This window comes from Rhodococcus sp. Ni2, assembly GCF_021352185.1.
GTDB classification, from domain to species: domain Bacteria; phylum Actinomycetota; class Actinomycetes; order Mycobacteriales; family Mycobacteriaceae; genus Rhodococcus_F; species Rhodococcus_F qingshengii.
Genome location: NZ_WOXZ01000002.1, coordinates 2,084,768 through 2,110,161, shown reverse-complemented (window position 1 = coordinate 2,110,161; position 25,394 = coordinate 2,084,768). Strand labels below are relative to the sequence as shown.

The following is a 25,394-nucleotide window of genomic DNA, read 5'->3' as shown; positions in this document are numbered from 1 at the left end:
CGATCACATATCGGTCGACAGCATTCGGTTCGCGATCCGCAATCCCGAGTCTTCCGCGGCATCCAATGCACGTGATTGCTCTGCCGTTATCCTGTCGCACACCCAATCCCAGTGCATCGTCACCACAGCGCCGGGGACGGGCATCGCCGCAAGCGCGTTGCCCTCGACCCTCCACCGCACTCTCTGCGTTGCCGGTCGGCCGCGTGCGAGTTGCTCACCGTCGAACTCGAGCGGGGACGAAACCACCAATGCATGCTCCTCGCCGACGTCCTCGACCACTCCCCATCTGATCCGGCAGTTCTGGAGGACGGACAGTGGGACCGCACCGCGCTTCCGAAGAAGCTTGACCCACGGATACACCAGAAATACGTGAAAGCTGTGGTGCGCGAGCGCGCGGTCCATATCCCCGAGGACGGGGAGGAACCCGGTGTTCTCGCGTTCACCGAATGCCCCCCTCAAGTGCTGTAACAACTTCCCCGAATCGAGAGAGTCGAGGAGATCACCTCCCACCCAATAGGCTTCGATCACTCGCGAATCCAGGGGGTCGTCGATGCCCGCTCCTACAGCCAATGCCTCGAGGTACGGCCACGCACCGTCGAATTGACGAGCGTGATCACGGTCGCCGCTGCCCGAGTTGCCGCTGGCCAGACGAAGCAGCACTGAAGGATCGTCGGGTCCGCAGTAACCCAACTCGTTCGGCGGATACGCGTAACGAGCAAACAATGCCGGCCCGTTCATACCGACGGCAGTCATCAGCAGATCCGAGGAAGTTGTTCACCTGCCGGCAAATCCACTACCCGATTGCCTCCCAATGCCGTACGCGCCACCACCATTGTGCGATGTTCGGCCACGCACTCCCCGATCACGGCGGCTCCCACACTCAGTGGATTGCCGTGCATCGCTTCCAGAACCAGGGCGGCATCTTCGCGTGGAACGAAAGCGATCAACTTGCCCTCGTTTGCGACGTACAACGGATCCAAGCCGAGTAGCCCACAGGCGTCGCGCACGTCAGCGGGAATCGGCAGATCTCGCTCCACCAGCGCAACCCCGATGTTCGACGCCTGAGCGATCTCGTTGAGGGTCGCGGCGACTCCGCCCCGCGTAGGGTCGCGCAGGACGTGGATGTCGACACCGGTGGCAATCATGTCGGCCACCACGCCGTTCAGGGCAACACAATCACTGCGCACTTCGGTCCCGAATTCGAGACCTTCGCGACAACTCATCACGGCCACGCCGTGAACGCCGATGTCGCCGCTGACGATCACGACGTCACCCACTTGTGCGCGAGTGGGGCTGATGTCCACCCCGTCTGCGACAATCCCGATTCCTGCGGTGTTGATGAAGACTCCGTCGCCGTGACCGGCATCGACGACCTTGGTATCACCTGTCACCAGCCGAACGCCGGCAACGTGCGCGGCCTCACCGAGCGCCTTCGCGATTCCCGCGATGTCGGTCAGCGCCGTCCCTTCTTCCAGGATGAATGCCGTTGACATCACCAATGGCTGCGCTCCCACCATCGCCAGGTCGTTCACCGTTCCGTTGACAGCGAGATCGCCGATCGTTCCGCCGGGAAACACCATGGGTTTGACGACATACGAGTCGGTCGAGAACGCGAGCCGCACCCCGCCGACGTCGAATACGGCCGAGTCACCGAGTTCTGCATCGGCAGCGCTTCCGAACGAGGGCAGGAACAGGTGCTCGATGAGCTCGGCGGACATCGCTCCTCCACCGCCGTGCCCCATGACGATGTTCGGCGAATCACGCAGCGGCAGTGGGCAGACCCACGCCGACAAGTCCACTACAGCGGTCTCCTCAGCCGGCATGACCCGCCTCCTGAAGTTCCAGGCGCCGGTACAGGTAGTACGCGGCGCACGCCCCCTCGGACGACACCATCGTGGCACCGAGCGGATTCCGCGGAGTGCATTCCTTCCCGAAGGCACTGCACTCGTGTGGCTTGATCAAACCTTGCAACACTTCTCCGGAACGGCAGACGCTCGACTCGTCGGTATGGATATCGGTCACCGAAAAACGCTCTTCGGCATCAAAATACGCATACTTCGGTGCCAGCTGCCAACCGCTGTCCGGGATCGATCCGATGCCGCGCCACGTCCGGTCCGACACGGCGAACACATCCTCGAGCATCGCTTTCGCTGCGGTGTTGCCCTGCGCGGTGACGGCACGGGCGTAAGCATTTTCGACCTCGTATCGACCCGATTCCAACTGCAGCACCGTCTTTCTGATGCCCTCCAGCAGATCCAGCGGCTCGAATCCGGTGACGACGATCGGGACCTTGTACTTCTCGGCCAGCGCCGGGTACTCCGACGTTCCCATCACACTGCATACATGCCCGGCCGCCAGAAATGCCTGCACGCGGCACTCTGGCGAATCCATGATCGCGGCCATCGCCGGCGGGACCAGAACGTGCGAGACGAGTAGCGAGAAGTTCTCGATACCCAGGCGATTGGCCTGATAGACGGTCATGGCGTTGGCCGGCGCGGTGGTCTCGAATCCGATCCCGAAGAACACCACTTGCCGGTCCGGATTCTCCTTGGCGATAGTCAGTGCATCCAACGGTGAGTACACCACCCGCACGTCACCGCCGGCGCTCTTGATGCGGAACAGATCCGACGAACTCCCCGGAACTCGCAACATGTCCCCGAAGGAGCAGAAAATGACATCGGGTCGTGCCGCGATTTCGAGAGCTTTGTCGATGATCTCGAGCGGGGTGACACAGACCGGGCATCCGGGTCCGTGGATCATCTCGATCTGTTGGGGAAGTAATTGATCGATGCCGTGTCTGATGATCGAATGTGTCTGACCACCACACACTTCCATGATCGCCCATCGCCGTGTGGCCAGCGCACGGATCTGATCCAGCAGTTTGCCGGCCAGTTCCGGATCGGAGAACTCGTCCAGATATTTCATGATTCCGTCTCCTTCGGTTCGATCCCCGCGGCCCGGGCAGCCCTTTCGAACCCGTCACCGAATTCCTCTTCCAGTACGCCGAGGTGCTCGAATTCCGCCAGCGTGCTGCGAGCGGATTCCTCGTCGAGTCGCTGGATGGCAAATCCGACGTGCACCACGACGTACTCGCCGACTTGGGCGCCCGGAATGTACTCGAGGCACACTTCTTTTCGGACGCCACCGAAGTTCACCACCGACATCGTCGTTCCGTCGCGTTCCTCCAGGGACTCGATACGTCCCGGTACGGCTAGGCACATGACACAACTCCTGACCTCATGACGAACTCCCCACCAGCACTTGGCCGTAGGCGAGACCGCCGTCGTTCGGCGGCAACTCCAGTCCTGTCAACGGCGTGAATCCAGCGTCTGAGAGCAGAGCACACGCCCGAACGAGCAGTAGAGGGTTCTGAAAGACACCTCCGGTGAGTACTACCTCGTCCACTCCCGCCAGTTCCCGGCCACGAATTGCCCACTCGAGCACCAGGTGCGCTACGGATTCGTGGAAACGGGCGCCGATCACTTCAGCGGGCAACTTCTCCCGGAGATCGCGGACAACAGCCCGAATGACCGACCGCGGATCTGCTGTCCACGAATCGTCGTCCGACTGCGTCCAATCGAAGGTGTACCGCGAACCGGCGCTGTCGACTCCCCTCGACACCCCCTCCAACTCGATGGCAGCCTGCGCTTCGTAGTCGACCCTCTGACGGACCCCGGTCAGCGAGGAGACTGCGTCGAACAACCGCCCCATGCTCGAGGTGTCCACGCACCCGAAACCGGTTTCCATCTGGTGAAGTAGGACCGACTGCTCTCGGGGCGGACAGGCTGCCACGGGCGCGAGGTCGGATTCCCAGTCCAACCCGGCATGCCACAGGTGGGCGAGCGCCATTCGGTACGGCCGTTCCACTCCGGCATCGCCACCGGGCAGCAGTACGTATCCCAGATGCGCGAGACGGCGATAACCCTTGTACGTCGCCAGCAGTAGTTCCCCTCCCCACACTGCGCCGTCCGCCCCGTAGCCGGTGCCGTCGAACGCTATTCCGAGAACTGGTTCGCTCCCGTCCCGGCCGTTCTCCCCCATCACGGAAGCCACATGTGCGTGGTGATGCCCGACGATGCGCACCGGTCGGTCACCACTACGACTGCGAGCCCACGAGGACGAGCGATACCGAGGATGCTCGTCACAGGCGATCTGGTGCGGCACCACCCCCGTGATCGATTCGAAGTGACTCTCCGACGCAGCAAAACTGTCGATGACAGCGAGGTCGCCCATGTCTCCGATGTGCTGACTCGGCCACACATATCCGTCCTCGGCAAGACAGAAGGTGTTCTTCAGGTCGGCCCCGACCGCCAAGGTAGGCGGTACGTCGAACGGCGCGGTGACGGGCAGCGGAGCATATCCGCGCGAGCGACGAAGCAACTGTCTTCCACTGCCGACTATTCGCATCACCGAGTCGTCACACGGCATCAAGATCGGACGGTTGTGGGTCAATACCCCGTCGGCCAGGTCACCCAATCGTTCGAGATCGTTGTCGGAGTACAGAATCGGCTCACCGCCGATGTTCGCCGATGTCATGACCAACACCGCTGGGCCCGCCTCTTCTCCGGCCAAACCCAGAAGAAGATGCTGAATCGGGTTGTAGGCCAGCATGATTCCGATATCCGGAATGCCGGGGGCAATCAAGGGGGAAAGCGCGTATCCAGACGCTTTGGCAACCAGCACAATCGGGCGCTCGCGCGAGGACATGGCATCAGCCTCGGCATCACCGACCACACCCAACTCTCTGGCTTCTGGCACATCGCGCACCATCACCGCCAACGGCTTGCTTGCTCGATGCTTGCGTTCACGCAACTCGTGAACCGCGCGGTCGTCGCGGGCATCACAAGCCAGGTGAAATCCTCCGATTCCCTTGACAGCAAGAATCTTCCCGTCTCGCAGTAGGGATCGGGCTCGTAGCAGTGCACCCTCACCGGTCACGGCGGGCGCGTCCCCTTCCACGAACGATAGCGTTGGACCGCACTGCGGGCAGGCAATCGGTTGCGCATGAAACCGGCGGTCGGCGGGATCCACGTACTCCGCCGCACAGTTCGCGCACAACGGGAATCGCTTCATCGTCGTAGCGGCCCGGTCGTAGGGCAGCGATTCGATGATCGTGAATCGCGGACCGCAGTTGGTGCAGGTGATGAATGGATGACGATATCGCCGATCGCTCGGATCAGTCAGTTCCCGGAGGCAGTCGTCGCAGATCCCGACATCCGCCGGCGCCAAGGTTCGCCCGACCGACCCCGCATCCGTCTCGACTATGCGAAACCCCTCACGACCAACCGGCCGCGAGTCCTCGCGCTCTACCGACTCCACCCGTGCCAGCGGTGGGGGGCGGTTTCGCACCCGAGCGACAAATGCATCGATTGTCTCTCCGTCGCCTTCGACGTCGATCACGACACCGAGAGCAGAATTTCCCACCGAACCCGACAGTCCCAGTTCGGTGGCGGTCGCATGGACGAACGGCCGGAAGCCCACCCCCTGGACTACGCCACGAACGATGACACGGCAGGCGATCTTCATGTCCCGACCTCGCCGTTACCAGTATCGGAGTCGACTACCTCACCGTCGTGGCCACCACGGCCCATCAGTTCGAGGCCGGCCCGAGCGTGGCGAGCTCCCTGCTCGTCGACCTTCTCGACTGCAAAGCCCATGTGGATCACCACCCAGTCACCTGCCGTGACGGTGCCTTCGTCGAGCATTCCGATGTTGACCTTGCGTGGTGCCCCCTCCACGTCGACGAGAGCGAGTTGACCTCCGTATCCGTCCAGTAGTTCGCGTACCCGTCCCGGAATCCCCAGACACATGACTCACACCTCCGGCCCCAGTGTGGTGGCATCACAGTCCACGTCGATGGACCGGACGAGTGCCAGCACCGCAGAAGCGGCTTGCCTTACCGAATCACGCATCTCCGCACTCAATCCGATTCCGTCGCCGATCGATTTCGCATGTGCCCCCACCACGAACGTCCGCGGGAGTGTTCCGCCGAGGGCCTGCAGGCTGGCAAACACCGAACTCGGATGCATCGAGTGCGCGTCGAAACCTCCTTGCGGGCCTTCACTTTCGGGGTCCACTTCGATGATCGCGAGCTTGCCCGGGACTCCGGTCGCCGGTAAGGCATCGATCAGGACCAGGGCGTCCCACGACTCCAACAAGTCGTACGCCAGATGCACGCCCCGAATCCCGTAGTCGACCAGGTGAGCTCCCGATGGGAGATTCTCATGCTGCAGCGCCCGAACAACTTCGGGGCCGAATCCGTCGTCTTCGAGAAAAATGTTTCCGACACCTGCAATCAGCACGCGCACAGCGCTTTACATCTTTCGCATTCGCAGATAGCGCTGGATGTCCGGCATCGACACCACCAGGACGATCGCGGCTGCGATCGCGGTGGCGCCGAGAAGTGCCGTCGACAGCAATCCCATGCTCCTCATGGCGAGTTCTCCTCTCGATAGCTGTGAAGTTCGATACCTGTGAGTACGTCACGCGCTGTCGCGCGGCATCGGCTCTATCTCGTCCGGCGCGAAGTACAGGTAGCGGCCGTACCAGTTGTGCAGATCGGCGGCCGGATCGTCCAACAGTGTCACCCCAACATGAATGTCGCCGTCCACGTCTTCATGAATGGTGGCGACGTGGGCGATCCGGCCGTCGAAGAACAGGTCCTGAGCATCAGCGCGGCGTGAGGGGTGGAGCCGAACCGTACTTCCACCAGAGACACGGACGCCGTTGATCAGAACTGCGTCGGTGCGTGGTTGAACACTGGTGTCGGCTTCCGGGGTCCACCAGTCCACACCGTCAGGCACCTCGGGTATCAGATCAGAACCGGCATTCGAATCTCGCAGCACGCCGTGCAGGCCGGCTAGATCGTCGTCCGTCAATCGCTCACATCGGTCGATGATGTCGGCAGCTCTGGAGTCGGTAGCTCGCGCCCGCGCCTTTTCCTCGTCGGTCATGGCAAGGATTCTCAGGGTGAGAATTTCGTCGATCTCGGTCGAGTCGAAGAGAGATCCCTCGCTCTGCGGCGCAATCTCGGGAAAGTCGTACAGGATGATCGGTGACACCAGAACGGTGGGCGATGTGCCAGGGTGAGTGGGGTTCTCGGTCCCCGCAAGCACCGGATAACAGCGATTTTGCCGCAACTGCTCCGAGTGATCTGCTTCTTCGAACAACGACAGGAACCTCGAGCCTGTGCAGTTCACAATGACGTGAGTCCCCAGCATCGATTGCGCGGTGGCCGTGCCCTTGTCCCGTGCGTCGACGCTCGTGGCGTTCATGATCTCCACCGAAATCACCGTGCGTCCGTCCCCGGCGGAGGCGCTCACCGCCAAGAGGCCATTCACCGGAAGCCGTGTCCGAATGATCCGTCCGACCACCCTGCCCCGAGAGTCCGACAGAGTCTCTCCTTCGACAACTCCGGCCGCACAGAAGGTTTCTTGGACGCCGGCCTCGAGTTCGTCCAGACCCCACGGACCCAACACGATCTCGGACTCGGTGGCTTCGTCCCACGAGATGGACTCCCGCTCGTCGACTACCAACCGATCGACCGGGATCCACGCCCCGCCGGCGCCGAGTCGTTCAACCGTCCGCGACTGGTGGTGCAGAAATCTCACAGTCGCAGTCACTTCGACGCCGTTCCGCTCGAATTCGCCGAGCAGACATTGCGCGGACATCGACGGTTCCTCGCCGACTCCGACCTCGGCGGCGCCGGGCGGTCCGAGAACCCCGAACTGCCAACGGGATTGATTCTTCGCCGAGCCGGCCCGGTAGGGATAGAGAAGATATCCCTCGTACAGGACGGCGTCGGCCACGGCCCGAACGTCGTGATCCATCCCCGTTCGAGTCATCGCGGCACCTGGCTCGCCGTCAGCAACTGCCGCACGGCTGAATCGAGGTCCGTGAGGCCGTGCGCTGCCTTGAACCGCACGAGATCGGCAATCGTCTCATGGTCGAGGCGTACCCAACCAGACGCCGGATAATGCGCAGCCATCAGCTGTTTCCACACGTCGACCGGCAATTCGTAGGTAGCAGATCTGTCCCACGGGATCTGCTGCACGGAGAAACCACGCGGTCCGTCGGTGAATACCGTGCCGCTCAGTAGAACCACGATCGGAATCGTTCCGCCTCCGAGTGCGTGCATGTACTTCGACGCCGTCACCGAGAAGTCGTACGTACACGCCATGGGCAAGGCCGCGACCGTTGTTCCGGTGAATCCTTGAACGACCGTGGAACATTCCATCCACAGGAAGGTGCGCAGCGTACTCGACCAACGCTCCCGCGGACCGAAGAGATCGCGCAGACCTTCGCCTTCGGCGTCGGAGTACGGTCGGCGGTGTGGTTCGATTCGTACCTGCGCGCGCAGAGCCACCGCACGGACGGTCGTGCCGGTGGATTCCGACATTCTCAATCTCACCGTCAGATTCGGCGTAACCGCGTACGGTTCCACCTCCATGTTGTCGATCGAGAAGTCGAGAACAGTCATGCCGACCTGCTTCGCGCCTCGACGCGCCCGAAGAACTCGTCCACTGCGCGTGCGGCATCCTGGCCACCGTCGAATCCGCGCCACACGGTGCGCAATCGTCCCACCAGTTCGTAACAGGCGTCGATGGGAACAACGAAGCATCTCGGCGATTGTCCTGACGTGGGCACCGACACGATCAACGCCTCGACGTCGGCCCGCATCTGCGCGAGCCCCGGATTCTCCTCGAGCACAGTCTCGAACGAGTCGATGGGCAACTCGGATTCGGTAGCTCCGGCCGGTCCCGGATAGAAGACTATGTACTTGTCGAGGAGTGAGTTGCGGAAGAAGAATGCCAGGCCGACGGGGATTTCCAGAGACTCCCACCGGCCAGGGCCGAGGTCGAAGTCCGGAAACTCGAGGTACCGATCGGGAACCGCTTTGTATCGAAGGTCCGCGTCGACCGGCGCAAAGAGTAGATAGCACGGTCGGCACACGCACATCAGGCTCCGGACCTGTACGTCCACGACGTGCTGGTGTTCGTCGCCTATGCCCGCCGCACACATCTCACACCTCGGTCCGGTCGGAACGACACGCGACGAGGCGATTCGTGTGAGCACCTCTCCCACAGTGACTTTCATGACGGGGCTGCGTTCACGGCTAGGTCACCGGTATCACAGACTCGTCAGCAAGCGCGACCGAGAGCACTCCGTCGCGAATCAGCACCGGCACAGGCGCCAGGTGCTCGGAGCCGGTGCCCACCCGCGCTCCCGCCCCGTACACACTGAAGTGGGCAGAGCACGTCGGACAGGTGAGGACAGCGGCGTCTCGGGCAGGACGGCCCATCATGCGTTCGAGCACAGCCCCCGCCATCGAGTGCTCACACACCGGACAATGGTCGCGATACGCATACAGATCGTCACCGGAGCGGCAGACCAACAGATCGGTGCCCGACACGCGGAAGCCCGCGACCTCTCCCACCTCGACTTCGGCGAATTCGGGGACCTCCACCCAGTGCGTACCTCCCCCGTCGGCGTGAACGTGCGAGAACAGGGACTCGACCGAAATCACACCCGACTTCAGCTCGTGCGAATCCGGTGTTTCGACGTCGATTCCGGTGGTCTCGGGTGCCGCCGCCTGCACCGCGTCCTGGACCGCGGTTTCGAGGGTCACCGAGGACGAAGGGCAACTGTTACAGCTTCCGAGAAGCCGTAGTCGCACCACGCCGTCCGCCACCTCGATCAGTTCGACGTCGCCTCCGTGCGAACCGAGGTACGGACGCACGCTGTCGAGCGCAGTGCGGACGCGGGTCTCCACGTCGTGCGGGTGAAGTCCGTGCACCAGTAGCAGGCTGGACACCAGATCGTCGCGAACCATCGCATCCATCGTGGCCGGATCCGCCAGAGCGACGGTGCGTTCGAGTGCTGCGCCGTACAACTGCACGACTTCACGCACCAGTTGCTCGGCGCGATCTCTCGCCACCGGGCCTGCGCCGGCATTGGCCTGCAACAACGTCTCGATGCGCTCACCTGCTCCGCGCCAGTAGTCGGCCGATTGCTCCATCGATCACTCCCCGGTCACGGACTGCGTCGGAGAGTGCAACTTCTCCAGGGTCTTGCCACCGCCGAGATACATGTGAACACCACACGGCAGGCAGGGATCGAAACTACGCACGGTCCGCATGATGTCGATGCCCTTGAAGTGGTCTCGATCGTTCTCCTCGAAGATCGGCTGACCCTGCACGGCATCCTCGTACGGACCGGGGGTTCCGTAGCTGTCGCGCGGGCTCGCATTCCACGGTGTCGGTGGGTACGGGTGATAGTTCGCGATTTTTCCGTCACGAATCACCATGTGGTGTGAGAGAACTCCGCGGACGGCTTCGGTGAATCCGCAACCGATACCCTCGTCCGGGACCTCGAACGACTCCCACGTCTTGGTCCGGCCGGCCCGGATCTCGACAAGCGCCTTCTCGGCGAAATGAAGGGCAGCCGCGGCTGCGTATGCCTGGAAATACGTTCGCGCGCGGTTTCTTTCGAGGGTATTGCTGCCATGTTCGGGAATCTTCCACTCGAGCGAGACAGGACCCTTCAGTGCTGTTTTCGGAAGATTGATCTTCACACTGTGTCCGGTCGACTCCAGGTATCCGATGTCGACCAGGCCGGCCAGAGCGGTGCTCCACAGACGAGCCAATGCTCCCCCGCCCGTATCCAGAGCAAGGTTGTCGTTTCCGTCGAACCATCGCGGTGACATGACCCAGCTGTACTTGTCCTCGAGGTTCCGCTTCTGCGGGTGAGGGTTGGTGTGCTGATTCCACGGGTGCCGGCGATCGACCGGGTTACCCAGCGGATCGGTTTTGACGAACATCTCCTGATCACTCCAGTCCTCGTAATACGAGGAGCCCAGCATGATTCGGATACCGAGGTTGATGTCCACCAGATCCGTGGTGACCAACTTTCCGTCGACAACCACACCGGGAGTGACAAACATCTTCCGGCCCCAGTCGGTCATGTCCTTGTAGGAGAAATTGCAGTACTCGGGGTCTTGGAACGATCCCCAACAACCCAGCAGGGTCCGCCGCAGGCCAACCTGTTCGTAACCCGGCAGCGCCTGGTAGAAGAAGTCGAACAGGTCGTCGTGCATCGGCACGACCTTCTTCATGAATTCGACGTACCGCATCAGCCGCGACATGTAGTCCGTCATCAGTTCGATCGTCGCGACGGTGCCGACGCCGCCGGGATAGAGCGTCGACGGGTGAACGTGCCTGCCCTCCATCAAGCAGAACATTTCGCGAGTCGAACGCGAGACTTGCAACGCTTCGCGATAGAACTCACCCGTGAACGGATTGAGAGTCCGCATGATGTCCGCGATCGTGCGATACCCGTGCTGCTCCTCGTGCGGGCAGCGCGTGTTCTCTGCCTGCGCCAGCACACCGGGATTCGTCTCGGAGACCATCTTCTCGCAGTAGTCGACGGCGACAAGATTCTCTTGAAAGATGTTGTGGTCGAACATGTACTCGGCGGCCTCGCCGAGATTGACGATCCACTCGCCCAGATGCGGCGGCTTGACGCCGTACGCCATGTTCTGTGCGTAGCACGAGCATGTGGCGTGATTGTCACCGCAGATGCCGCAGATACGACTGGTGATGAAATGCGCGTCGCGCGGGTCCTTCCCCTTCATGAACAGGGAATACCCGCGAAAGATCGACGACGTGCTGTGGCACTCCACCACTTCGCGATTGGCGAAGTCGATCTTGGTGTAGATGCCCAGACTGCCGACGATTCGGGTGATGGGGTCCCACGCCATCTCGACAAGACCGTCGCGGTCCGCAGTCGAGGTGGGTTCGGGAACGATGGCCGTCATTGCAGTGCCTCCCAGAGACGTTGCTCACGAACTGATTTGAATGTATCCGGTCGGTCACCACGTACGCGTCGCACCGGTGAGTAATTTCGACCCGCGCTCGCGCCAGTGCGGTTCCTTGTCCAACGTGTTTCCGGTGATCCGGCGGAGACTGTGGATCACGGACCCGTACATTCCCACCGCATTGGTGGAGAGTTTGCCGCCAGGTGGTTGATCCATGAACGGCATGAACTTGTCGGGGAATCCCGGCATCGTGCACCCGATGCAGATCCCGCCGACATTAGGACACCCGCCGACTCCGTTGATCCAACCACGTTTGGGGACATTGCATTTCACGACCGGTCCCCAACATCCGAGTTTGACGATGCACTTCGGTGACCCGTACTCCGTCGCGAACTCACCCTGCTCGTAGTACCCACCACGGTCACAGCCCTCGTGTACGGTGGCACCGAAAAGCCACTGCGGGCGCAGGGATTCGTCCAAGGGAATCATCGGCGCCTGATCAGTGGCCATGTACAGAAGGTAGGTCAGGGTCTCGGAGAGGTTGTCCGGCTGAATGGGACACCCGGGAACGCAGACGATCGGGATGCCCGCCTTCGATTTCCAGGTCCACCCGAGATAGTCCGGCACACCCATCGCACCGGTCGGATTGCCGGCCATCGCATGTATGCCGCCGTAGGTCGCGCACGTACCAACCGCAACTACCGCAGTGGCTTTCGGTGCCAGCTTGTCGAGCCATTCGCTCGTGGTGACCGGTTGGCCGGTTTCGCGATTGTTCCCGAAGCCGCACCAATACCCCTCGTCGTGAAGTTTCTCGTTCGGTATCGATCCTTCGACGACAAGAACAAAGGGTTCCAGTTCTCCGCGGTCGGCTTTCCAAAACCACTCCAGGAAATCGTCAGCGCCACCCTGCGGTCCGCATTCGAAGTCGATGAGCGGCCAATGAACCGCTACCTGAGGCAGGCCGGGCAACGCGCCGAGCGCGATCTCCTCGATACTGGGTTGTGTGGCTGCAGTGAGCGCCACCGAATCTCCGTCGCAACTGAGACCGGCATTGATCCACAGCACGTGGATCAGAGTTTCTTCCGCTTTGGCCGCTGCGCTTGCGGGGGTAGCTGCGCTTTCGGAGGCAGGTTCCGCCGTGGTGCCAGCAGTCGATTTTTGTGTGTCCATGTCAGCCGCTTTCACGGGTGCACTTGCGCCTGATTCTCGGCGCCGCCACCGGCCTGACACGCTATGGCCTCAAGACTCTGTGGCCTCGAATTGCCGCGGCACCGAAACGCTGACGCCACCGGAGTCGAACCTCGGCCCACTTGCGTGGCACCCACTCATTTCATTAACTACCCGAGCAGATCAGTTGTCAACGGCCACCGGAGAAATCGCCGAACGACTACCGACCCACTCGTACCACTCGTCCATGCCCTCACCTGTCGTGGCAGACAAAACAACAACGCGCACAGCAGGATTGAGTATTCTCGCCTGCTCGACGCAGGCATCGACGTCGAACTCGACGTACGGGAGCAAGTCGATCTTGTTGATCACCACGAGGTCCGCGACAGCGAAGATGTGTGGGTACTTTTTCGGCTTGTCTGCCCCCTCCGGCGTCGAAATTAGGACAACCTTGCCTTCCTCGCCGAGGTCGAAGAGCGCGGGGCACACCAGGTTTCCGACGTTTTCGATCAGAAGCAGCGATTCTTCAGCGGGATCCAAGGCGCGCAGTGCGCGGTCGATCATCGCGGCATCGAGGTGACATCCGGCCCCGGTATTCACCTGCACCACCGACGCGCCGGTATCTCGGATCCGCTCGGCGTCGAGCCGGGTTTCCTGGTCACCTTCGATCACGGCTATCGGTCGCTGACATCCGAGCTCCCGGATAGTTCGCGCCAGCAATGTCGTCTTCCCCGCGCCGGGGGAACTCATGATGTTGAGCGCCGTGATTCGGCGGTTCCGCATCCACTGACGATTGTGAACCGCAATGCCGTCGTTCTTGGCGAGCACCTGCTGCTCGAGAATCACGGTGTGGTCGGGGTGGCCGCGCTCATGGTCATGCTCGTGACCGTGCCCATGACCGTGCCCATGATCGTCGTGTTCCTGCTCGTGTTCTCCGTCTGCGACTACCGACACCCGAGGTCCTGTGGTGTCCCCGCACCCACACGTCGCGCACATGCTCAGCTCACTTCCATCGACAGGATCCGTAACTCTCGGCCGGCAAGCACCTCGACATCAGCACTGCCGCATTCACACAGCAAGAACATGTCGGGCGGCGAGAACATCACGCCGCAGCTTTTGCATCGCGCGCTGGTTGCAATCTCATCGATGTGCAAGCTGGCACCTTCGGCGTGAGTACCCGCGGTGACGACGTCGAAGCAGAACAGCAGAGAGTGTGGAACCACCGCGCAGAGTTGCCCTACTTCAAGCCGCACGCTCGATACTCGTCGCTCGCCGGCACGCTCACACACGGCTTCGACCACACTCTGCGCAATGGACAGCTCGTGCACGGTGAAACCCACGATTCGTGATCCGGAAACCTCCCTTCCACGATAAGCACCAACGGTCGCTGTGCGTAACCCGTACACGAAAACAGGCTGCGATCCGCAACTAATTGCGGATCGCAGCCTGTGACAGCGTTATTCGTGTGACGAACGCCGGCGAGAAGGATTACGGGTTCGGAACCGGCACCTTCGTCGTCGTGGTCGTCGACGTCACTGTCGTAGTCGGGGGCGCCGTCGTTGCATCCGTTCCCGCTACCGGTGTGGTCGGAACTGTCGACGTCGGCGTCACTGCCGCCGAACCCGTCGGAGTGGCAACCGCTCCCGATGTGACCGACGCCGATCCTGCCGCAGGCACCTGTGACGTGGTTGCGGGCGCTCCAGCAGATCCCGTGGAGCCAGTGGTCCCGGCCGGTGCCTGACCGGTTCCGGTGCCTTCAGCCACCGCGGCGTCGCCCTCAGCATTGCCGTCAGCCATGTAGGCATCGACAGCAGCACTGATCTGTTCCGGGGTCGGCTTCGCAGTTGTGTCGACGGGCTTTCCTTCCTTCGCCTGCTGGGCGAGGTAGGTGAGCCAGGCCGCTGCGTACTCAGCTGAAGTCAACGGCTTGCCGTTGGCCGCATCCGCATCTCGCCAGTAATCGAAGTGGTGTCCGACGTCTGGAGCGAGTGTCTGCTGGTAGGGGTCGCTCAAGATCACGGGAATCGTGTTCTGGTTGGTAGCAATCAGACCGACGATCTCCTTGAAAAGCTTCTGCGGCAGATATGCCAGCGGAGACACCTTGTCGGTGGACACCGTCTCGCCCTCGGCTACCGGCGCCGGCGCGGGTGTTTTTCCGGGCTTGTACTCCGGATCCGAGACCTTGAGCATCACCTGAAGGAATGTCTCGTCACTCTGCATCCAGTTGGGATTGGACGAAATGTCTGCGAACGCCTCGAAGACGATCTGGCCGAACACCACCGCGACGTCCTGACCGGTGGCCGGGTTCAGACCCTGCGCTTCGAGTTGGTCGATGTTCAACTGCCGACCGACATTTGCCGCCAAGATCAACAGAGAGATGTTGCTGGGAGCCGAGCAGGTGAAGTCACCGTCCGAGCAGAAGGACGCGACCTTGCCGTTCAGCTTGCCGAAACCTCCGGCAGTGCCGGGGAGTACACCTTCGCCAGGTGTCGCGGAGGTGCCGTTCTGGTACTTCGTATTGAAGTTATCCGGGTTCGTGAACGGATTCTTGGCACCGAGGAACGTACCGTCGCCCGCTTCACGGCCTGCATCCGCCAGCATGACCACACCGACAACCTTGTCCGGGTCGACCCCGAACTCGTTGTTCTCCTGCGTACCGATGTCCATCGCGACGCGACGCACCACATCGGCGCCTTCGCTGTACCCGACGATCGAGAACTGAGTCTTCGGGCATTCCTTGGCGATGGCACTCATCACGGACTGCGTATTTGCAGCGCCGGCAGCGACGGCATCCTCGTAGGACGCCATGTTGGCCGGGTACGCGATGTACACAGCCGCGTACGAGCCGGGCTTGTTCGCGTTGACGGAGCCTGCCGGGTTGATCACCTGGTCGACGCGTTCACTCTTGTAGTCACCGGACAGGGCGGCCGGCAGCGGCTTCCCGTCGGCTCCCAGCAACATCTTCACCGTCGAAGCGTCCGGTGTGTCGTGTCGACCGGCAACCGCGATGCTGACCATGTCGTGACACTCGGTGACCGACGACGTCAATTGTGTCTCGATCGTGCGTGACTCCGGAGAGTCCACAGCGACCGCAACCGCGACCAGTGCGGCCACGCCGAGCGCTGCGGGCGCTACTGCACCCGCCAGTATTCGATGTCGCGAAAAGAACCCACGAACCGGCATATCTTCTCCCCAATCAGCTTTTGGAAAACGTACGACCGACCCCCGGGGCGTCACGCAACGTCATTCGAGTAGTCGTCCAGTACGAGAGGAGCGTTACAACGGGTAACGATTTTCCGTGGCGACTCGGGAGGGAATCGGGAGCGCAAACGCCTCATTTCCGCTGCATAACACCGACGTGCTCCTACTCCGCGTCGAAGATAATGACCTGTCGGATTGCTTTTCCGTCGGCGAGTTCGTCCATACCCGAATTGATGTCGGCCAATTCGATTCGCGAGGAAATGAGCTTCTCGACCGGCAGCTTCCCGTCGCGCCACAACTGCGCGTAGATCGGGATGTCGCGGGACGGGACCGCAGATCCCAGGTAGCTGCCGATAATGGTCCGCGCTTCGGCGACCAGTCCGAGAGGTGAGATCGACGAGCGCGCGTCAGGCGCCGGCAACCCGACCGTGACGGTCGTGCCACCCGCTGCCGTCGCAGCCACCGCTGTCTCGAAGGCCCGAGCATTTCCCGCGGCCTCGACGACGATGTCTGCGCGAACGCCACTCTCGGACAGGCCGGACGGTGTGAAGACCTCGGTCGCGCCCCGTTCCAGCGCCTGAGCCAGCTTGGATTCCAGTGCGTCGACACCGATGACGTTCTCGACCCCGAGTGCCCTCGCCGTCAGGATTGCGGCCATCCCGACGCCACCCAAGCCGACCACCATCACGGTGTCTGCCGGGCGAGGCTTCGCCGCGTTGAGGAGCGCTCCCCCACCGGTCAACACCGCACAACCGAGTACGGCTGCAATTTCGGCCGGGATGTCGTCGTCGACGGGAACAACCGACTTGGCGTTGACCACAGCATGCGTCGCGAAACCCGAAACACCGAGATGATGTTTGACGTTCTCGCCGGAGCGCCGCAGTCGATGCGCGCCGCCGAGCAAACTGCCGTCGTTGTTGGCAGCGCTACCCACCGTGCAAGGCATCCGGCCGTCAGTGGCGCATCCCGCACATTCACCGCACCGCGGAAGAAAAGTCATCACGACGCGGGTGCCCACCGACAACGAATCAACTCCGTCGCCGAGTTCGATGATTCGACCTGCCGCCTCATGGCCCAACAACATCGGCACGGGTCGTACCCGATTGCCGTCGACCACGGAGAGGTCGGAGTGACAAAGCCCGGCAGCTTCGATCTTGACCAGGATCTCACCCGGGCCCGGGGATTCGAGGTCGAGTTCCGAAATCGAAATCGGAGTCGACTCTGCGAAGGGACGCTTCCGGCCGATCTCTTCGAGCACTGCACCACGGATCTTCAACTGCACACCCCGATTTCGATAGTTCGAACTACTTGCCCACGATCCCGCGTACCGACGCGGGGAGGTCACGAACCCGCTTGTACGGACCCACGACGGCGGCTGCAAACGGCCTCGTCAAGAGCACCTGCGCCACCTCGAGCACCTCTTCGGAGGTGACTGCGTCGATGGTCGCGAGCGTCTGCGCAACACTGCGATGGTTGCCGTAGTTCAGTTCGCTGCGACCGATACGGTTCATGCGTGAGCCTGAATCTTCCAGTGCCAGAACCAATCCGCCGCGCAGCGATCCCTTGGCGCGGGCGATCTCGGCATCGGTGATTCCGTCCGTCGCCACGTTCGCGAGTACCTCGCGGATAACCGTGGCAACCTCCCCGAGGTTCTCCGGCTGGCAACCTGCATACACGGAGAACGCTCCGCTGTCCGCGAAGGTGTCGACGCCGGAATAGACGGAGTACGCCAGCCCGCGCTTCTCCCGAATCTCTTGGAACAGACGAGAACTCAGCCCACCGCCCACTGCGGCGTTGAGCACCGACAGCGCCCAGCGATGGCCCTCGTGCCGGCCGAACGCGCGTACCCCGAGCGCAAGGTGGACCTGCTCGCTGTCGCGGTGGGTCAAGCTCAGTTCAGGCATCGTTCGCAAACGCAGAGTGCCTTCGCGCCGCGGCGCCGGCTTGACCCCGCGCTCGAGATGTCCGGCAAATGCACGGCGAGCGAGCGTCACAACCTGCTTGTGGTCGACGTTTCCCGCTACGGCCAGCACCATCCGCTGCGGTGTGTAACGCCGAACATGGAAGGAATGCAACTGATTGCGCGACATCGACTCGATCGATTCGACGCTACCGATGATCGGACGGCCGACAGGATGATCGCCGAACAACGCGGTCAGGAACGCGTCGCCGAGCAAGTCTTCCGGATCGTCGTCACGCATCGCGATCTCTTCGAGCACTACTTGCCGCTCGACATCGACGTCCGCGGTTCTGCAACGCCCTCGCAGCACGACGTCGGCGACAAGGTCAACCGCCATCGGAAGGTCGTCGTCGATCACGTGCGCGTAGAAACAGGTGTGTTCCTTCGACGTGAATGCATTGAGTTCGCCGCCCACACCATCCATTACCTGCGCGATGTCCAACGCCGTCCGTGACGGCGTCGACTTGAACAGCAGGTGCTCGAGAAAATGCGCGGCACCGGCCACACTCGGCTGCTCGTCGCGCGAGCCGACTCCGACCCACACACCGACGGAGGCGGAACGCACACCGGGAATGAACTCGGTGACGACGCGCAGGCCGCCGGGAAGGACCGTACGCTGTACTCCGGATTCGGGAGTCGCATCGATCGGCGATTTCAGCACAGCGCTGCGGCTGCGCGTGGTGTTGGGAGTGGTCTTTGCCATGAAAAGGTTCAGCAGTCCTCGGTGCAAGTGGTCAATCAGGTATCTACAGGCTCTGTGTCTACAGACAGTACAGATGCGGCCCCGCACGGAAATCCGCGCGGGGCCGCATCAGAGTACGAAGTGAGATCTACTCGGAAGCAGCCTCGTCGGCGGCCGGAGCGGCAGCCTCGTCGTTGCCCTCTTCGACCGGGATCAGCGAGATCTTGCCGCGAGCATCGATGTCGGCGATCTCGACGCGGATCTTGGATCCGACGTTGACCACGTCTTCGACCTTGGCAATGCGCTTACCGCTGCCCAGCTTCGAGATGTGCACCAGTCCGTCGCGTCCCGGCAGGAGCGAAACGAAGGCACCGAAGGCGGTGGTCTTGACGACCGTGCCCAGGAACCGCTCGCCGACCTTGGGGAGCTGCGGGTTGGCAATGGCGTTGATCATGTCGATCGCGGCCTGTGCAGACGGTCCATCGGTGGCGCCGACGAACACGGTGCCGTCGTCTTCGATGGAGATGTTGGCACCGGTCTGCTCGGTGATGGAGTTGATCATCTTGCCCTTGGGGCCGATGACCTCACCGATCTTGTCGACGGGGACCTTGATGGCCGTCACGCGGGGAGCGAACGGGCTCATCTCGTCCGGGGTGTCGATGGCTTCCGCCATGACCTCGAGGATCGTGGTCCGTGCGTCCTTGGCCTGCGAGAGTGCACCGGCAAGGACCTGCGACGGGATGCCGTCGAGCTTCGTGTCCAGCTGCAGGGCCGTGACGAAGTCCTTGGTACCTGCGACCTTGAAGTCCATGTCGCCGAAGGCGTCTTCGGCGCCGAGGATGTCGGTCAGCGCGACGTAGCGGGTTTCGCCGTCGACCTGGTCGGAAACCAGACCCATGGCGATACCGGCAACCGGAGCGCGAAGCGGCACACCGGCGTTGAGCAGTGCGAGCGTGGACGCGCACACCGAGCCCATCGAGGTGGAACCGTTGGAGCTCAGAGCCTCGGAGACCTGGCGAATCGCGTAAGGGAACTCTTCGACGCTGGGCAGAACCGGCATGAGAGCGCGCTCGGCGAGTGCACCGTGACCGATTTCGCGACGCTTCGGCGAACCGACGCGGCCCGTCTCACCGGTGGAGTACGGCGGGAAGTTGTAATGATGCATGTAGCGCTTGGTGGTCTCGGGACCGAGCGAGTCGACCTGCTGAGCCATCTTCACCATGTCGAGAGTGGTCACACCCAGGATCTGGGTCTCGCCACGCTCGAACAGTGCGGAGCCGTGTGCGCGCGGGATGATCGCAACCTCGGCGGACAGCGAACGGATGTCCGTGACGCCGCGGCCGTCGATGCGGAACTGATCGCGCAGGATGCGCTGGCGAACCAGCTTCTTGGTGAGCGAGCGGAACGCTGCTCCCAGTTCCTTCTCGCGGCCTTCGAAGTTGGGTGCAACCTGCTCGAGAACCTCGACCTTGACCTCGTCGGTCTTGTCGTCGCGTTCCTGCTTGCCGGCGATTGTCAGTGCGGCATTGAGCTTTTCGGACGCAGCAGCCTCGACGGCAGCAAAAACGTCGTCCTGGTACGCCGGGAAGACCGGGTAGTCACCCGTGGGCTTTGCAGCCTTGGATGCAAGTGCTGCCTGTGCAGCGCACAGGCGTGCGATGAACGGCTTGGCGGCCTCGAGGCCCTCGGCGACAATGGCCTCGGTCGGTGCCTGAGCGCCGTCGGCGATCTTCGCGATGACGTTGTCGGTGGCCTCGGCCTCGACCATCATGATCGCGACGTCGGCGTTGTCACCGCTACCGGAAACGACGCGGCCGGCGACGACCATGTCGAAGACGGCGTTCTCGAGCTGATCGACCGTCGGGAATGCAACCCACTGGCCGGTCTTGTTCTCGTCCGAGACGATGAGTGCAACGCGCACGCCACCGACGGGTCCGGAGAACGGCAGGCCCGCGATCTGCGTCGACGCGGAAGCGGCGTTGATGGCCACGACGTCGTACAGATCCTGCGGGTTGAGGCTCATGACCGTGACGACGACCTGGATCTCGTTACGGAGACCGTCGACGAAGGACGGGCGCAGCGGCCGGTCGATGAGGCGGCAAGTCAGGATCGCGTCGGTGGAGGGGCGTCCCTCACGACGGAAGAACGAACCGGGGATGCGGCCCGCTGCGTACATACGCTCTTCGACGTCCACCGTCAGGGGGAAGAAGTCGAAGTGCTCCTTGGGGTGCTTGCTGGCGCTCGTGGCGGACAGCAGCATGGTCTCGTCGTCCAGGTAAGCAACGACGGCGCCGGCGGCCTGCTGAGCAAGGCGTCCGGTCTCGAAACGGATGGTGCGGGTACCGAAGGACCCGTTGTCGATCACGGCGGTGGATTCGAACACGCCTTCGTCGACCTCTACTACGGAATTCTCTGTCATTCTTTTCTCTTCACTTCCCTCTCGTCTTCGCCGTACCCGCGCGGGCGCTTCCACCCTCCTGGTGGAAACTGCGCACCGAGGGACGTCCCCCTCTTGAATTGCAGACGCTCCTTGCGATGCGAGCGATTTCTGCTTCGGGACGTCACGACGTTCGGGCGGCCGTCGATCGAAGTCCGCCGGAGCTTTCGGGCACTTGCCCGTTCCGGAGAACCACTACCGACAACCGACACCACGTTCTCTGGTGCATACGGTGTGCTGGCTGCGCACTGCACAACTGCGCATAAACAACTGCGCATAGACAACTGTGCATAGCGCCGACAGCGGAAACTGCCTTGCGGCAGCTAACGCCGAAAGCCAGCGAAGCCCAGTATATGCGTGGCTTCGCCGGCTGACGGAGTGTTCGGCAAACCGAAGCATGCCGTGTTGCTTTCGATCAGCGTCGTGAGAAAAATCTAGCGACGCAGGCCGAGACGCTCGATGAGCGTGCGGTAGCGAGCGACGTCGGTCTTTGCCACGTACTTCAGCAGACGACGACGGCGACCGACCATCAAGAGCAGTCCACGACGCGAGTGGTGGTCATGCTTGTGGGTCTTGAGGTGCTCGGTGAGATCGGTGATGCGCTTGGTGAGCATTGCCACCTGAGCTTCAGGCGATCCCGTGTCGGTCTCGTGCAAGCCGTACTCGCCGAGAACGGCCTTCTTTTCTTCCGTGGTCAATGCCACTTGCATTCACTCCTGTGATGACGTTTGCGTGAAAGGAACTAGATCGGGCGCGGCCACCGCAAACCGCAGCACGCACCGAGAGAAGATCCTACCAGCAGCAATGAGGCGCTCTCGCCCACCTGGAGCGAATGTGGCGGCCGCCACTGACACAGGAGGAACTCAACCGACGCTACGTTCTGCATCCTCACTCAGAATCCGGCGTGCGCGTTCGACATCTCGGTTCATCGCCGTGATGAGCGACTCGATCGAGTCGAACTTCTCCATACCGCGAATCCGCGAAACCAGGTCGACCGCGACGTGTTGTCCGTACAGGTCTGCTTCGGTGTCGAGAACGTATGCCTCGACGGTTCGGGTCCGGCCGGAGAAGGTCGGATTGGTACCCACAGACACCGCGGCTTGGTATCGGCGACCGGGAACGACGGTTCCGAGTTCCTCGCCGGCACCGAGCACCGTGAACCACGCCGCGTACACGCCGTCGGCCGGAATCGCCGAAAACATCGGCGGTGCAACGTTGGCCGTCGGGAACCCCAACTCGCGTCCACGCTTGTCACCGTGGACGACCACACCTTCGACACGATGTGGACGGCCCAGAGCTTCGGTAGCCGCTTCCATGTCGCCTGCGTCGACGCACGAGCGGATGTAGGTCGACGAGAACGTCACCGCATGCTCGGCGAGCAGCTGGACGCCGTCGACGGCAAAGCCGAAGCGAGCGCCCATTTCACGAAGAAGATCGACATTGCCGAGCGCCTTCTTGCCGAAGGTGAAGTTGTCCCCCACCACGACCTCGGCGACATGTAGACGTTCGACGAGAATCTCGTGGACGTAGCGCTCCGGCGTCAGCTTCATGAAATCAGCGGTGAACGGCATCACGCAGAACACGTCGATGCCCAGATCCTGAGCCAATTCCGCACGCCGTTGCAGCGTCGTCAACTGGGCTGGATGACTACCCGGCCGCACAACCTCCATGGGATGCGGGTCGAACGTCATCAACACGCTCGGAACACCACGTTTGCGGGCAGCAGTAACCGCTCTCGCTATCAATTGGGCATGCCCACGATGCACACCGTCGAACACACCGATAGTGAGCACACAACGACCCCAATCGGCCGGAACTTCGTCGAGACCACGCCATCTCAGCACGATTGGCAGCCTACGGGTCCACCGGCGGCGGGTCACGTTCGGACCCGCCCAGCGAATCACCGCTGTGCTGCCGCTCACGTACGGAAGTTCCGGATTTCGTAGCCTAAGCTAAGCGTTGTGGCAGCTCACAAGACCGGAACCTCGGAAGCATCATCGACGTCGGATGGCGACAGCACTTCGGCGCAGGACGCGGCAATCGACACGCTCGCACTCTCGTCGGTGGCCCAGGACTACCTCAAGGTCATCTGGACGATCCAGGAGTGGTCCCACGAGCGGGTTTCCACCAAGCTCCTCTCCGAGAAAATGAGCGTCTCGGCCTCGACGGTGTCCGAGGCGATCCGCAAACTCTCGGACCAGGGCCTGGTCGATCACGCCCGCTACGGATCCATCGCCCTGACCGACAGTGGCCGCGCGGCCGCCGTCTCCATGGTCCGGCGCCACCGGTTGATCGAGACCTATCTGGTTCAGGAACTCGGGTACGGCTGGGACGAAGTCCACGACGAGGCCGAAGTCCTCGAACACGCCGTTTCCGATCTGATGATCTCGCGGATGGACGCCAAACTGGGCTTCCCCGAACGTGACCCGCACGGTGATCCCATTCCCGCCACCGACGGTTCGGTGCCGACTCCCCCGGCCCGCCAGCTCAGCGACTTCGCCAACGGTGAGCGGGGCCGCGTTGCCCGGATCTCCGATTCCGATCCCGAAATGCTCCGGTACTTCGATTCCGTCGGCGTCAGTCTCGATGTCGAGATCACCGTCGAGGAACGCCGCGATTTCGCCGGGACAGTGTCCGTTCGACTCGGCGACAGCCCCAACACCATCGACTTGGGAAGTCCAGTCGCTCAAGCAATTTGGCTCGTCTAGCCGAGGTAGTCAAAGCGGCAGTCGGTATCGGCGTTCCACGGGCCGGACGCCGTCGGTCCGGGTCCAGTCGGCGAGCCTCTCGTCGACGTACACCCACCCTCGACGCTCGTACAGTGCGATCGCCGGCAGAGCGTCGTCGACGACGTCGAGCACCAGTTCCAACCGACTCTCGGCTGCGAAATCCGTCACGGCATCGAGTAGCGCATCGCTGAGGCCGTTTCCACGTGAGCCAGGATGAACGAACAATCGCGACACGGCTATCGATCCCGCGGTTGTGGGCGCACCTGCGACCTCGCTGTCGACGGCCACATGACCGACAACACGACCGTCGCTCTCACCGACCCACGCCTTCACCACCGTGGGCGAACTGAGCCAGCGGTGCGGGTTCTGCGGCCACGTGTTCGGATATCCGTCGCACTCGTGGACCTGTGCCAGCGCATCGACGCAACCGTCGAGGTCGCCGTCGACACGCTCGCGGACGATCACCCGCGAAGCGTCGCCGGTCGCACGACCATCACCGAACTGGCGCGTCGACCCTTCTCCTGCAGAAGCGCAATCGTGTGACCGGTGGGATCGATCGCCGCACAGATCCCCTTCATCCCGATCGGCTCGAGCCAGCGCCCCTGGCTGATCGCCTCGGCTTCCTCCGCCGTGATCTGCCGATGCGGAAAAGCCGTCTGCGCGGCCTGATCGATGTCGAGGCTCACACCCGGCTGATCCGCGAGATCTTCGAGCGTGCGCGCATGTTCGAGAGTGAACGGCCCGACGCGGGTGCGGCGCAATGCCGTCAAATGACCGCCGACGCCCAATTCACGACCGAGGTCGCGGGCAAGCGAGCGGATGTACGTACCGGACGAGCACTCCACGTCGACGTCCAGATCGACGAAGCCACCCGGGACATCTCGCCGAGCCAGAACCTCGAAAGTCGACACCGTTACCGGACGCGGCGCCAGCTCGACGGTTTCTCCCGCACGCACCAGAGCATGTGCGCGCTGACCGTCCACCTTGATAGCGCTCACGCTTGCCGGGATCTGCTTGATGTCCCCGGTCAGCGTGGCCACGATCGCCGCGATCTCCGCGTCCGTCACCTGCGAAGCGTCTGCGGAGGTCAGGACCTCCCCCTCGGCATCGTCCGTGTCCGTCGCTGCCCCGAGGCGAATGGTCGCCGAGTACGCCTTGGTTGTCAGCGCCAGGAGTCCGAGCAACTTGGTCGCACGCTCGACGCCGAGAACGAGAACACCGGTCGCCATGGGATCCAGCGTCCCGGCGTGTCCCACCTTCCGGGTGTTCAACAACTTGCGGCACCGAGCGACCACGTCGTGGCTGGTGATACCCGCCTCTTTGTCGACAATCAGAATTCCGGCGCCGACAAGACCGGAGGAAGGCTTTTCACGAGCTGACACGTGTGCCGATTCTGCCAGTCG

25 protein-coding genes are annotated in these 25,394 nt (G+C 62.5%); 1 reads left to right on the top strand and 24 read right to left on the bottom strand.

The features are described from left to right. Positions 1-3 precede the first annotated feature (3 nt). The 22 genes from GN300_RS23440 to GN300_RS23340 form a co-directional block, all read right to left on the bottom strand. Positions 4-753, bottom strand: a complete 750-nt coding sequence (locus GN300_RS23440) for a DUF6390 family protein (protein WP_063316545.1) — start codon at positions 751-753, stop codon at positions 4-6. Next, entirely contained in the window at positions 753-1,823 is a 1,071-nt protein-coding gene (gene hypE, locus GN300_RS23435; RefSeq protein ID WP_063316546.1) for a hydrogenase expression/formation protein HypE, read from the bottom strand. The genes GN300_RS23440 and hypE overlap by 1 nt, the downstream gene beginning before the upstream one ends. Continuing rightward, positions 1,813-2,925, bottom strand: coding sequence for a hydrogenase formation protein HypD (gene hypD / locus GN300_RS23430; protein WP_042450712.1), 1,113 nt, complete (start codon positions 2,923-2,925; stop codon positions 1,813-1,815). Before hypD ends, hypE begins: the two co-directional genes overlap by 11 nt. Beyond that, a complete protein-coding gene (locus GN300_RS23425) occupies positions 2,922-3,221 on the bottom strand; it encodes a HypC/HybG/HupF family hydrogenase formation chaperone (RefSeq protein WP_003942168.1) in 300 nt (99 codons plus the stop codon). Before GN300_RS23425 ends, hypD begins: the two co-directional genes overlap by 4 nt. A 16-nt stretch (positions 3,222-3,237) precedes the next feature. Continuing rightward, positions 3,238-5,526, bottom strand: coding sequence for a carbamoyltransferase HypF (gene hypF, locus GN300_RS23420; protein WP_050655148.1), 2,289 nt, complete (start codon positions 5,524-5,526; stop codon positions 3,238-3,240). Continuing rightward, on the bottom strand, positions 5,523-5,810 hold the full coding sequence (locus GN300_RS23415) for a HypC/HybG/HupF family hydrogenase formation chaperone (protein ID WP_007735086.1): 288 nt from the start codon (positions 5,808-5,810) through the stop codon (positions 5,523-5,525). The genes hypF and GN300_RS23415 overlap by 4 nt, the downstream gene beginning before the upstream one ends. Before the next feature lie 3 nt (positions 5,811-5,813). Then, complete coding sequence (locus tag GN300_RS23410; protein WP_047271381.1) at positions 5,814-6,308, bottom strand: hydrogenase maturation protease; 495 nt, start codon at positions 6,306-6,308, stop codon at positions 5,814-5,816. A 6-nt stretch (positions 6,309-6,314) separates the two neighbouring features. After that, entirely contained in the window at positions 6,315-6,434 is a 120-nt protein-coding gene (locus tag GN300_RS30025) for a hypothetical protein (protein WP_003942178.1), read from the bottom strand. A 48-nt stretch (positions 6,435-6,482) separates the two neighbouring features. Beyond that, a complete protein-coding gene (locus tag GN300_RS23405) occupies positions 6,483-7,844 on the bottom strand; it encodes a hypothetical protein (RefSeq protein WP_042450716.1) in 1,362 nt (453 codons plus the stop codon). Then, positions 7,841-8,479 (bottom strand): DUF6084 family protein, encoded by a 639-nt coding sequence (locus GN300_RS23400; protein ID WP_063316547.1) that lies wholly within the window; start codon positions 8,477-8,479, stop codon positions 7,841-7,843. Before GN300_RS23400 ends, GN300_RS23405 begins: the two co-directional genes overlap by 4 nt. Beyond that, positions 8,476-9,096 (bottom strand): DUF5947 family protein, encoded by a 621-nt coding sequence (locus GN300_RS23395; protein ID WP_042922570.1) that lies wholly within the window; start codon positions 9,094-9,096, stop codon positions 8,476-8,478. The genes GN300_RS23400 and GN300_RS23395 overlap by 4 nt, the downstream gene beginning before the upstream one ends. A 19-nt stretch (positions 9,097-9,115) precedes the next feature. Next, the gene (locus GN300_RS23390; RefSeq protein ID WP_030535602.1) at positions 9,116-10,018 is read right to left on the bottom strand and encodes a NifU family protein; all 903 of its coding nucleotides are present in this window, start codon (positions 10,016-10,018) and stop codon (positions 9,116-9,118) included. Between the two features lie 3 nt (positions 10,019-10,021). Continuing rightward, positions 10,022-11,815 carry a nickel-dependent hydrogenase large subunit gene (locus GN300_RS23385; RefSeq protein ID WP_063316548.1) on the bottom strand — a complete coding sequence of 598 codons (1,794 nt, stop codon included), beginning with the start codon at positions 11,813-11,815 and terminating at the stop codon, positions 10,022-10,024. Between the two features lie 54 nt (positions 11,816-11,869). After that, a complete protein-coding gene (locus tag GN300_RS23380; RefSeq protein ID WP_233405684.1) occupies positions 11,870-12,985 on the bottom strand; it encodes a hydrogenase expression protein HypE in 1,116 nt (371 codons plus the stop codon). Between the two features lie 180 nt (positions 12,986-13,165). Beyond that, positions 13,166-13,978 (bottom strand): hydrogenase nickel incorporation protein HypB, encoded by an 813-nt coding sequence (hypB, locus tag GN300_RS23375; RefSeq protein ID WP_063316549.1) that lies wholly within the window; start codon positions 13,976-13,978, stop codon positions 13,166-13,168. A 2-nt stretch (positions 13,979-13,980) separates the two neighbouring features. Then, a complete protein-coding gene (hypA, locus tag GN300_RS23370) occupies positions 13,981-14,310 on the bottom strand; it encodes a hydrogenase maturation nickel metallochaperone HypA (protein WP_073512368.1) in 330 nt (109 codons plus the stop codon). A gap of 160 nt (positions 14,311-14,470) precedes the next feature. Then, positions 14,471-16,165: a cutinase family protein gene (locus GN300_RS23365; protein WP_063316550.1), complete on the bottom strand. Its 1,695-nt coding sequence runs from the start codon at positions 16,163-16,165 to the stop codon at positions 14,471-14,473. 181 nt (positions 16,166-16,346) lie between these two features. Further along, on the bottom strand, positions 16,347-17,459 hold the full coding sequence (locus tag GN300_RS23360) for an alcohol dehydrogenase catalytic domain-containing protein (RefSeq protein WP_197487747.1): 1,113 nt from the start codon (positions 17,457-17,459) through the stop codon (positions 16,347-16,349). 28 nt (positions 17,460-17,487) lie between these two features. Then, a complete protein-coding gene (locus GN300_RS23355; protein WP_063316552.1) occupies positions 17,488-18,846 on the bottom strand; it encodes a pitrilysin family protein in 1,359 nt (452 codons plus the stop codon). Positions 18,847-18,973: 127 nt separating this feature from the next. After that, positions 18,974-21,244, bottom strand: a complete 2,271-nt coding sequence (locus GN300_RS23350; protein ID WP_003942275.1) for a polyribonucleotide nucleotidyltransferase — start codon at positions 21,242-21,244, stop codon at positions 18,974-18,976. Between the two features lie 452 nt (positions 21,245-21,696). After that, entirely contained in the window at positions 21,697-21,966 is a 270-nt protein-coding gene (gene rpsO, locus GN300_RS23345; RefSeq protein WP_007735061.1) for a 30S ribosomal protein S15, read from the bottom strand. Between the two features lie 159 nt (positions 21,967-22,125). Then, a complete protein-coding gene (locus tag GN300_RS23340) occupies positions 22,126-23,106 on the bottom strand; it encodes a bifunctional riboflavin kinase/FAD synthetase (protein ID WP_003942148.1) in 981 nt (326 codons plus the stop codon). Positions 23,107-23,223: 117 nt separating this feature from the next. Between GN300_RS23340 and GN300_RS23335 the strand changes: the two genes are divergently transcribed. Then, on the top strand, positions 23,224-23,970 hold the full coding sequence (locus GN300_RS23335; RefSeq protein WP_003942116.1) for a metal-dependent transcriptional regulator: 747 nt from the start codon (positions 23,224-23,226) through the stop codon (positions 23,968-23,970). A 9-nt stretch (positions 23,971-23,979) separates the two neighbouring features. Here GN300_RS23335 and GN300_RS23330 read toward each other — a convergent pair whose 3' ends face one another. Both GN300_RS23330 and truB read right to left on the bottom strand, forming a co-directional pair. Continuing rightward, positions 23,980-24,456: a GNAT family N-acetyltransferase gene (locus tag GN300_RS23330; RefSeq protein WP_030535608.1), complete on the bottom strand. Its 477-nt coding sequence runs from the start codon at positions 24,454-24,456 to the stop codon at positions 23,980-23,982. Beyond that, a complete protein-coding gene (gene truB, locus GN300_RS23325) occupies positions 24,453-25,373 on the bottom strand; it encodes a tRNA pseudouridine(55) synthase TruB (RefSeq protein WP_020907442.1) in 921 nt (306 codons plus the stop codon). Before truB ends, GN300_RS23330 begins: the two co-directional genes overlap by 4 nt. Positions 25,374-25,394 lie beyond the last annotated feature (21 nt).

What these genes read in the sequence shown, in the direction of transcription:
- GN300_RS23440 (WP_063316545.1), bottom strand. Translation starts at nt 753, where the DNA reads ATGACTGCCGTCGGTATGAACGGGCCGGCATTGTTTGCTCGTTACGCG.
- hypE (WP_063316546.1), bottom strand. Translation starts at nt 1,823, where the DNA reads ATGCCGGCTGAGGAGACCGCTGTAGTGGACTTGTCGGCGTGGGTCTGC.
- hypD (WP_042450712.1), bottom strand. Translation starts at nt 2,925, where the DNA reads ATGAAATATCTGGACGAGTTCTCCGATCCGGAACTGGCCGGCAAACTG.
- GN300_RS23425 (WP_003942168.1), bottom strand. Translation starts at nt 3,221, where the DNA reads ATGTGCCTAGCCGTACCGGGACGTATCGAGTCCCTGGAGGAACGCGAC.
- hypF (WP_050655148.1), bottom strand. Translation starts at nt 5,526, where the DNA reads ATGAAGATCGCCTGCCGTGTCATCGTTCGTGGCGTAGTCCAGGGGGTG.
- GN300_RS23415 (WP_007735086.1), bottom strand. Translation starts at nt 5,810, where the DNA reads ATGTGTCTGGGGATTCCGGGACGGGTACGCGAACTACTGGACGGATAC.
- GN300_RS30025 (WP_003942178.1), bottom strand. Translation starts at nt 6,434, where the DNA reads ATGAGGAGCATGGGATTGCTGTCGACGGCACTTCTCGGCGCCACCGCG.
- GN300_RS23405 (WP_042450716.1), bottom strand. Translation starts at nt 7,844, where the DNA reads ATGACTCGAACGGGGATGGATCACGACGTTCGGGCCGTGGCCGACGCC.
- GN300_RS23400 (WP_063316547.1), bottom strand. Translation starts at nt 8,479, where the DNA reads ATGACTGTTCTCGACTTCTCGATCGACAACATGGAGGTGGAACCGTAC.
- GN300_RS23395 (WP_042922570.1), bottom strand. Translation starts at nt 9,096, where the DNA reads ATGAAAGTCACTGTGGGAGAGGTGCTCACACGAATCGCCTCGTCGCGT.
- GN300_RS23390 (WP_030535602.1), bottom strand. Translation starts at nt 10,018, where the DNA reads ATGGAGCAATCGGCCGACTACTGGCGCGGAGCAGGTGAGCGCATCGAG.
- GN300_RS23385 (WP_063316548.1), bottom strand. Translation starts at nt 11,815, where the DNA reads ATGACGGCCATCGTTCCCGAACCCACCTCGACTGCGGACCGCGACGGT.
- GN300_RS23380 (WP_233405684.1), bottom strand. Translation starts at nt 12,985, where the DNA reads ATGGACACACAAAAATCGACTGCTGGCACCACGGCGGAACCTGCCTCC.
- hypB (WP_063316549.1), bottom strand. Translation starts at nt 13,978, where the DNA reads ATGTGCGCGACGTGTGGGTGCGGGGACACCACAGGACCTCGGGTGTCG.
- GN300_RS23365 (WP_063316550.1), bottom strand. Translation starts at nt 16,165, where the DNA reads ATGCCGGTTCGTGGGTTCTTTTCGCGACATCGAATACTGGCGGGTGCA.
- GN300_RS23355 (WP_063316552.1), bottom strand. Translation starts at nt 18,846, where the DNA reads ATGGCAAAGACCACTCCCAACACCACGCGCAGCCGCAGCGCTGTGCTG.
- GN300_RS23350 (WP_003942275.1), bottom strand. Translation starts at nt 21,244, where the DNA reads ATGACAGAGAATTCCGTAGTAGAGGTCGACGAAGGCGTGTTCGAATCC.